Raw genomic sequence first — 7,411 nt, forward strand, 5'->3', positions numbered from 1 at the left:
GAAGGGAGCATGTGAAGGTGGGGAACAATAAGCAAGAATCAAAAGAGGTAGAACAATATAAGCAATTTGAGAAGAATTTTGAAACAAAAAGACCGGTCTTTAAAAATTGTTTAAAGGCTTTTTTAGTTGGAGGATTCATCTGCATGATCGGTCAAGCTATCACCTATTTTTATATTTATTTTTTCAACTTTACAGAGCAAACAGCAGGAAATCCAACTGTAGCAACGATGGTGTTTATTTCGATGCTTTTAACGGGCTTTGGGGTGTACGATCGATTAGGCCAATTTGCAGGGGCAGGTAGCGCAGTTCCTGTAACGGGTTTTGGGAACGCAGTCATCTCTGCTGCGATTGAACATAGAACAGAGGGGTTTGTTCTAGGTGTTGGGGGAAACTTATTTAAACTAGCAGGGTCAGTTGTTTTATTTGGTGTTTTTTCAGCATTTGTGGTTGCGTTAATTAAGACGATATTAATCAAACTGGGGGCAATATAATGCTGAAAGGAAAACAATCATGGATATTTAATAATCGCCCCGTTATTGCTGCTACAGGTGTTACTGGTGGTCCATTCGAAGCAAATGGCAGATTATCAAATGATTTTGATGTTCTGTTCGATGATTTATGGATGGGAGAAGATTCCTATGAGAAAGCACACCGTCACTTACTCGAAGTTGCAACGAATACAGCGTTCGAAAAAGAGGGTGTAACGGTAGATGATGTACAGTTCATGATTGCTGGAGACCTTATTAATCAGATTACTCCAACTAGCATTGCTGCAAGACAATTGAAAGTCCCATATCTCGGTATTTTTGGTGCATGCTCGACATCTATGGAGGGACTTGCACTTGCGTCGTTTTTTGTTAATTATGGGGGAGGAAATTATATTCTGACAGGTGCTACGAGCCATAATGCGGCTGTTGAGAAGCAATTTCGTTATCCTACTGAGTATGGTGGACAAAAGCCGCCTACTGCTCAATGGACCGTAACAGGTGCAGGTGTTGCGCTGGTCAAAGCAAATCAGGGAAGTGATAGTGGGAAGCCAGTCACAACATCAGCCACAATAGGAAAAGTCATTGATCTTGGGCTAACGGATCCTTTTAATATGGGTGGTGCAATGTCTCCTGCGGCAGCTGATACGATCTTAGCTCATTTTAAGGATTTGGAAATTGATCCTTCGTATTACGACTTAATTGTAACAGGTGATCTTGGAAAAATTGGACATGAAACAACGTTTGGATTATTGCAAAAGGAAGGTTTACCAATTAAAAAAGAGCAATTTAAGGATTGTGGGATGTTAATTTACAATGAAGATCAACCGGTTCAATCCGGAGGAAGCGGGGCCGGTTGTTCAGCAACGGTATTATATGGACATCTGATAAATGAAATGAAAAAGGGATCATTCAAGCGAATTCTAGTCGTTGCAACAGGAGCACTTCTTTCACCGCTTACTGTTCAACAAAATGAAACCATTCCTTGTATTGCCCATGCTGTTTCTATTGAAATGAACGAATAAGGGAGGGAAGAAGATGCTGGCTATGTTTTTTTGGGCATTTGTTGTTGGAGGGGCAATTTGTGTAATCGGACAGCTAATGTTTGATGTAGCACGACTTACCCCTGCACATACATTAAGTACGCTTGTTGTTATTGGAGCGGTATTAGACGGGTTTGGATTATACGAACCATTAGCCGATTTTGCAGGTGCTGGAGTAACTGTGCCGATTACTAATTTTGGAAATACCCTTGTTCACGGTGCCCTTCAAGAAGCTGAACAGCATGGAATTATCGGGGTATTAACAGGTATGTTTGAGATTACAAGCTCAGGTATCTCAGCAGCAATCGTTTTTGCGTTTATCGGTGCACTAATATTTAAGCCAAAAGGCTAAAACTTTTTTAATATAGGACAAAGCCTACACGTTTTCAGGTCACTTACATACGTTATAGTAAGTCAAGAAAAAGTGAGGTGACTTGATATGTGTGGTTACGGCTACGGTGGCTACGGCTATGGCGGCAACGGCGGTGGATACGGATCAACTTTCGTATTAATCGTTGTATTATTCATCTTGTTAATTATTGTTGGAGCTAGCTTTTACAACTAATCTCCAGAACGAAGTGTAGGAAGAGAGATCGTTTCTGTACAAAGAAACGGTCTTTTTCCTGTCCTAAAATCACCCTTTTTATGTTCTCTTCATAAGATGAGAGTAGCTTAAAAAGGAGGCGTGGTTTTAAGAATGGATAATCAATTTTTCAAAAATGTTGAAAAGAAAACTGGCGTTAATATGAAAGACATTCTTGAACTGGCTGGTTCATTACAAAATGCAAACTTTAAAGATGAAAAAACAGTTCGCAATGTAATCAAACGTGTATCTCAAATTGCAAACAAACCAGTCACAAAGGAAATGGAAGATAAAATCGTTTCTTCTATCGTTGCTGATGGAAAACAACTTGATTTTAATACGTTATCTAAAATGATTAATAAAAAATAATTGAAAAAGAGAAGCTCTCAAAATTGGGAAGCTTCTCTCTTCTTTTTACTTTTTTATTTAGGAAGGATGGGAGCCAAAAATCTAGATGGCTTTGCGTTTTTGCCTCTTCTCTTATGCGGTATCGCTATATAGCATTCTTCTCGAGCACGAGTGATAGCTACATATAGTAGACGACGTTCTTCTTCAATTGGTGCCGACTCACCATTCCTCAAGGAGTCTAGAGCGTAGTCGTGGGGGATTCCTCCGTCAACAACATCAAGAATATACACGACTCGGTATTCTAATCCTTTTGCTCGATGAATGGTGCTAAGGGTAATTGCTTGTTCAAGCTGTTTACTAAGTTGTTTTATTTCTTTATTCATAGCACTCATATGCTTTGTGTGGTCTAGGAAGTCGATGATTGTTTGGAAGTTTTTAGCTGCGACCTTCAAATCCCGAATATCGTCAGAGCCTTTTTCAAGACTATTTCCTTCATTGCCACGCTTTTTTAGATAATCCCCAAATCCTATTTCCTTTTCAATAAATTCAATGCACTCTAGCGGCTTGAGTCCTTTCAAGCTTCTAATGGAAGGTAATAGCTTTTTTAGCTTTCTTTCCTGAAAAGCATGTCCGGTTGTATAATTTGATAAGCATTCGAGCATGGAGCAATCATTCAAAATGCTGTTTGCTTTTAAGTCAGTCATAACGGATTGTCTAATAAAGAGAACCGGGAGTATCTGACTGATAGCGTGCTGGTCATCCTCATTAATTATTAGACGTAGAAAGGACAACATGGATTTTACTAAATAACGTTCATAAAAGTTTTCGGAATCCAGATCAATTCGAAAAGGAAAGCTAGTCGTTGCTAGTCTTTCAAAAACTGCTCGGCTCCCGGTATTCGTTCGATATAAAATGGCAATATCATTTGGAACATAACCGTTTTGTAGTTTTTCATGTATATCCTGAACAATCATGGTTGCTTCCTCTTCTTCATCAAAAGGATAAAACAACAAAGGTGAAAGAGAATGTTGATATTGAGCTTGCATGGTTTTCTTTCTACGAGCTGTATTTTTTTCAATGATCCGGTTGGCAGTTGAAATAATCTCATGTGAGGAACGGTAATTTTCGTTTAGGATAATCATTTTACTATTTGGAAAATCTTTTTCAAAAGATAGAAGGTAATTAGGGTCACTACCTCGAAATGCATAAATAGATTGATCATCATCTCCTACGGCAAATAAGTTTTCGGTTTTCCGAGATAGCAATTTAATCAGCTCATATTGAACTTTGTTAATATCTTGGAACTCATCAATTAAAAAGTATTGAAACCGATTTTGGTACATTTCTAAAACATCTGGATGATCGGTTAAATATTTATAGCATCCGATGAGCATATCATCAAAGTCAAAAAGGTTCTTCTTTTCCTTTTCAGTTTCATAATATTTATATAAATGCAACACTTGCTCCTCCCAACGACTAGCTGTTTGAACATCCTGTGGAAGAAGAAAGGTATTTTTCCAATATCCAATTTGTTGTAGAGCTAAATCGTATGCAAACTCCTTCTCATCAAGAGAAATTGTTTTTCCACCTTCTTTAAGTATTTGGTCCTTTTGCCAATCCTTTTTTATCAGTTTAGATGGATGCCATCTTTCTGGCTCATGGTAAGCAAGTATTCTATAAAAAATACTATGAAATGTACCAGTTAACAGCCTATTGATGTCTGTAGATGAAAGGAGAGGATATTGGTTAAGCCTTTCTTTCATTTCAGTAGCTGCTTTCGCTGTAAACGTAACAAGCATGATTGATTTCGGATCTATTTTTAGCTCATAGAGCATATATGCAGCTCTTGTAGTCAATACTCTGGTCTTACCACTGCCCGCACCAGCAACAACAAGGACAGAACCGTTTACTGTTGTGACGGCCTTTATTTGTTGATCATCAAGTTGGAAACCGTTGTTGAATAATCGTTTTATATATTGTGAGGTTATCTTTGTTTCTTGCCGACCGGTTGGTTGAAAGGAGGGAGAAGCTTTTACATGTATGGATGGCTGAAACGTATGCTGTTTGGATGGTGAGACAATTATACGTGTAACTGGTATTCTGAAGCCATTTCGTTCAACATATTCGATAGCTTCTTTATTCATATCAGCGGATTCGCTATCTAAATCTTTGCAATCCGAGTGCTTCCGTAGCATATGATAAAAATAGGGCTCCTCTTGTATTCCTAAATACAGACGGACCTGTTCTTTACAAATGGGACAATGAAGTTTTCCTTTTTTAGCTTCATCATATACGAATTGATAGCTCTCTCTATCCAAAGTGTGCAAATTAACTTTTTCATTATTTTTCATAGCAATTTTCATAATTAACCCCTTAAAATCAAAAACTCAATCGAACTCTATCATAACAAAACAATTACTCCTACATAAAGAAGAAAAAACAAAAGATTTATTTTCCAAAAGCTCGAGGAGATTTATGAAAGAGGTGAAGTTGATGGGCTATATTGCTCCAGTAGTTAATTTTCAATCAAATCAGTATATAGAGAGAAACTTAATAGCATCAAGAGATCCGTATAAATATGAATCGGTAAACAGAGTGATTCCGATAAAAAGTGGAACATCAGAGGATAATCAGCACCAGCAATCCTCTTTTTCTAAGAAATTGATTCAAAGAGAAGAAAGAAAAGTAGTAAGACCTTCAAATCAGGCATTAGCACATATATATGAGATTACAGGAAAAGGAAAATACTTTGACATAAGCGTATAAAAAAATGCCTCGTTATTGAGGCATTTTTTTATATATATTTCTTCATTGTTCGATGTGGAATGCCAGCATCCATAAACTCATCAGATATAATTTCATATCCTAATTTACTGTAAAATGGAATGGCTTGTGTTTGAGCGTTTAATTTTAATGCAGAATAATTATTTTGTTTGGCATATTGTTCGATTTTATCCATCATCAGTTTCCCAGCTCCGGTACCTCTACTATTAGACAGCACACAGATTCGTTCCACTTTTCCTATGCCATCTAAATTTCGAAAGCGACCAGCACCTATAGGCATTTCCTGATCATAAAGTACGAAGTGAATGCATTCATCATCGTACTGGTCAATCTCTTCTTCCTCCGGTACTTGTTGTTCTTCAACAAATACCAGTCTTCGAACACTAAAGGCATCCTGGAGTTGTTCTTTTGTTGTAACGATTTCTACATTCACTAATATCTATTCCTTTCCAAGCCTGAATGTCTCAAAAACAGTCCATGAGCCATTTTCTAATTGATATAAAAGATGGAAACGATCAACGTATTCATCGTGATTCATCTTCTGCATTTTTAATGACCCGAAAACATCCGAATGCTCATCATCTGATAATCTTTGTCCTAACGTTATATGAGGAACAAAGGAATATTCTGTAGCCTCTCCATACTTAAGGGCATCAATCGCCTCATGAAGATCCGTAATCTCAGTAGAAGGTTCTACTTTAAAATAAATAACATTGTTCACGGGATGAAAAGAACTAAATTTCGGTATGTGAATATGTAAAGGAGAAAATCTTTTTGCGATATCTTCAAGTTTGTTTGCTAATGTTTTTGCCTCATCCTCGCTAGCTTCAAATGGTGCTTTTAATGTGATATGTGGTGGAATGAGTGAGTAATGAGGATCATAGCGCTTTCTGTAAGAATTAGCTAAATCTTGAAGTGTTTTTCCAGGGAAAATAACAATTCCAAATTTCATTTTATGACCTCCGTTATTCTATGCATTATAGAAGAGCTGAATATTTAATATTATAACAAATTTTCAAAATCATTTATATAATTATACCCATACATGGTCCGTAATACCCTTTGTATTATGAGCCAAACATTGCTTTTAGGGACGACCTCAAGTCTCCTTGCCAATATGTCCACGTATGATCTCCGTCAAATTCCTTATAAACATAAGTAAGAGAGTGATTTATTAAGTATTTGTTCAGTTCTCTGTTAGGTGTTAGAAAATCATAAACCTGATCGTTTGTCATTTTTACGGCCGTCTCGTTTTGTCCAATGCTATGGTAAATAGAAAGAAGGCTAGTTGTGTTTTCGTTAACCACTTTTTCCAAGACGCTGTTGTTAATGTAAGGGGACTGAAGAATGACCTTTCCAAATGTGTTTGGATATTTTATAGCGGCGAGTAGAGAAATAGTAGCCCCTAAGGAATCACCAATTAATGCCCGTCCCATGCCCATTTGGAAGGTTGGAAACTTTTGATCCAAAAATGGTATAAGCTCATGGGCTAAAAAGCGGATGTAAGCTTCATGCTTACTACCTTTTGGATGATATTTTTCCCTGCGATCTTCAATGGTAAGATAAGGAACTCCAACAACAATAAGATTTTCTATTTCTCTTTCAGTAAGTAGATCATCACAAAGCCTTGCCATTCTACCTAATTGGAAATAATCCTTCCCATCAGCTGTAACAAGGAGATGGTATTTATATAAAGGTGAAAAATTGGCTGGCTTATATACCAAAAGGTTTATATCTTCTTTAAGTTCGTAACTGTAAAATAATAAGTCTTGGAGTGTTCCTTTTAGGATATTCACTTAGCATTTCCCCCTAACTGGAATATAAAGGTACTACTAAAAATTCTATCATAAATATTGTATGGAAATAAATTTATTTTATCTTGTGTATAAATACTGTATAGAAATACATAAATAAATAGAGTGTATTAGAATGAATCATAGAAAAGTTGTAGCAGATATGCTAGTTGTACCAAATTGTTTGACAAACTGATGAAGGGTTATGATAAAATTGATACGAAAAACTGGAAATTTATAAAAGGGGGAATTCCATTGAAAAAGAAACGTTTTCTTCTCTCAACCGTTCTGATGTTGGTACTGTCACTTGTGCTTGCTGCTTGTGGAGCAAACAATGACGAGGGAAATGGTGCTGAGGATAGCGGTGATTCAGGT

Annotated in this window: 10 protein-coding genes; 6 read left to right on the plus strand and 4 right to left on the minus strand. The window is 36.8% G+C overall.

The window, feature by feature from the left end:
• Window positions 1-17 precede the first annotated feature (17 nt).
• The 5 genes from spoVAC (at window position 18) to spoVIF (ending at window position 2,480) form a co-directional block, all read left to right on the plus strand.
• On the plus strand, window positions 18-491 hold the full coding sequence (gene spoVAC, locus ACGLXV_RS22885) for a stage V sporulation protein AC (protein ID WP_119710512.1): 474 nt from the start codon (window positions 18-20) through the stop codon (window positions 489-491).
• Window positions 491-1,510 carry a stage V sporulation protein AD gene (gene spoVAD, locus ACGLXV_RS22890; protein WP_391560441.1) on the plus strand — a complete coding sequence of 340 codons (1,020 nt, stop codon included), beginning with the start codon at window positions 491-493 and terminating at the stop codon, window positions 1,508-1,510. The genes spoVAC and spoVAD overlap by 1 nt, the downstream gene beginning before the upstream one ends.
• Before the next feature lie 13 nt (window positions 1,511-1,523).
• Window positions 1,524-1,880 (plus strand): stage V sporulation protein AE, encoded by a 357-nt coding sequence (gene spoVAE, locus ACGLXV_RS22895; protein WP_119707280.1) that lies wholly within the window; start codon window positions 1,524-1,526, stop codon window positions 1,878-1,880.
• 87 nt (window positions 1,881-1,967) lie between these two features.
• On the plus strand, window positions 1,968-2,093 hold the full coding sequence (locus tag ACGLXV_RS22900; protein WP_391560442.1) for a YjcZ family sporulation protein: 126 nt from the start codon (window positions 1,968-1,970) through the stop codon (window positions 2,091-2,093).
• Window positions 2,094-2,225: 132 nt separating this feature from the next.
• Window positions 2,226-2,480 (plus strand): sporulation-specific transcription regulator SpoVIF, encoded by a 255-nt coding sequence (spoVIF, locus tag ACGLXV_RS22905; protein WP_119707282.1) that lies wholly within the window; start codon window positions 2,226-2,228, stop codon window positions 2,478-2,480.
• Between the two features lie 53 nt (window positions 2,481-2,533).
• Here spoVIF and ACGLXV_RS22910 read toward each other — a convergent pair whose 3' ends face one another.
• Window positions 2,534-4,822 carry a UvrD-helicase domain-containing protein gene (locus ACGLXV_RS22910; protein ID WP_391560443.1) on the minus strand — a complete coding sequence of 763 codons (2,289 nt, stop codon included), beginning with the start codon at window positions 4,820-4,822 and terminating at the stop codon, window positions 2,534-2,536.
• A 112-nt stretch (window positions 4,823-4,934) separates the two neighbouring features.
• Between ACGLXV_RS22910 and ACGLXV_RS22915 the strand changes: the two genes are divergently transcribed.
• Window positions 4,935-5,225 carry a hypothetical protein gene (locus ACGLXV_RS22915; RefSeq protein WP_391560444.1) on the plus strand — a complete coding sequence of 97 codons (291 nt, stop codon included), beginning with the start codon at window positions 4,935-4,937 and terminating at the stop codon, window positions 5,223-5,225.
• Between the two features lie 28 nt (window positions 5,226-5,253).
• On the opposite strand, the gene ACGLXV_RS22920 is transcribed toward ACGLXV_RS22915, so the two are convergent.
• The 3 genes from ACGLXV_RS22920 to ACGLXV_RS22930 all read right to left on the minus strand — a co-directional run bounded on the left by ACGLXV_RS22920 (window position 5,254) and on the right by ACGLXV_RS22930 (window position 7,033).
• A complete protein-coding gene (locus ACGLXV_RS22920; protein WP_391560445.1) occupies window positions 5,254-5,676 on the minus strand; it encodes a GNAT family N-acetyltransferase in 423 nt (140 codons plus the stop codon).
• Window positions 5,677-5,682: 6 nt separating this feature from the next.
• Window positions 5,683-6,195 carry a YjcG family protein gene (locus tag ACGLXV_RS22925; RefSeq protein ID WP_119707286.1) on the minus strand — a complete coding sequence of 171 codons (513 nt, stop codon included), beginning with the start codon at window positions 6,193-6,195 and terminating at the stop codon, window positions 5,683-5,685.
• A gap of 115 nt (window positions 6,196-6,310) precedes the next feature.
• A complete protein-coding gene (locus tag ACGLXV_RS22930; RefSeq protein ID WP_391560447.1) occupies window positions 6,311-7,033 on the minus strand; it encodes an alpha/beta hydrolase in 723 nt (240 codons plus the stop codon).
• Window positions 7,034-7,411 lie beyond the last annotated feature (378 nt).

Origin of the sequence: Robertmurraya sp. (assembly GCF_036676585.1) — a bacterium.
In the GTDB taxonomy this organism is placed as follows: domain Bacteria; phylum Bacillota; class Bacilli; order Bacillales; family Cytobacillaceae; genus Robertmurraya_A.

Excerpts from the sequence above, each read along its gene's own strand:
- spoVAD (WP_391560441.1), top strand. The coding sequence starts at position 491 with ATGCTGAAAGGAAAACAATCATGGATATTTAATAATCGCCCCGTTATT.
- spoVAE (WP_119707280.1), top strand. The coding sequence starts at position 1,524 with ATGCTGGCTATGTTTTTTTGGGCATTTGTTGTTGGAGGGGCAATTTGT.
- ACGLXV_RS22900 (WP_391560442.1), top strand. The coding sequence starts at position 1,968 with ATGTGTGGTTACGGCTACGGTGGCTACGGCTATGGCGGCAACGGCGGT.
- spoVIF (WP_119707282.1), top strand. The coding sequence starts at position 2,226 with ATGGATAATCAATTTTTCAAAAATGTTGAAAAGAAAACTGGCGTTAAT.
- ACGLXV_RS22910 (WP_391560443.1), bottom strand. The coding sequence starts at position 4,822 with ATGAAAATTGCTATGAAAAATAATGAAAAAGTTAATTTGCACACTTTG.
- ACGLXV_RS22915 (WP_391560444.1), top strand. The coding sequence starts at position 4,935 with ATGAAAGAGGTGAAGTTGATGGGCTATATTGCTCCAGTAGTTAATTTT.
- ACGLXV_RS22925 (WP_119707286.1), bottom strand. The coding sequence starts at position 6,195 with ATGAAATTTGGAATTGTTATTTTCCCTGGAAAAACACTTCAAGATTTA.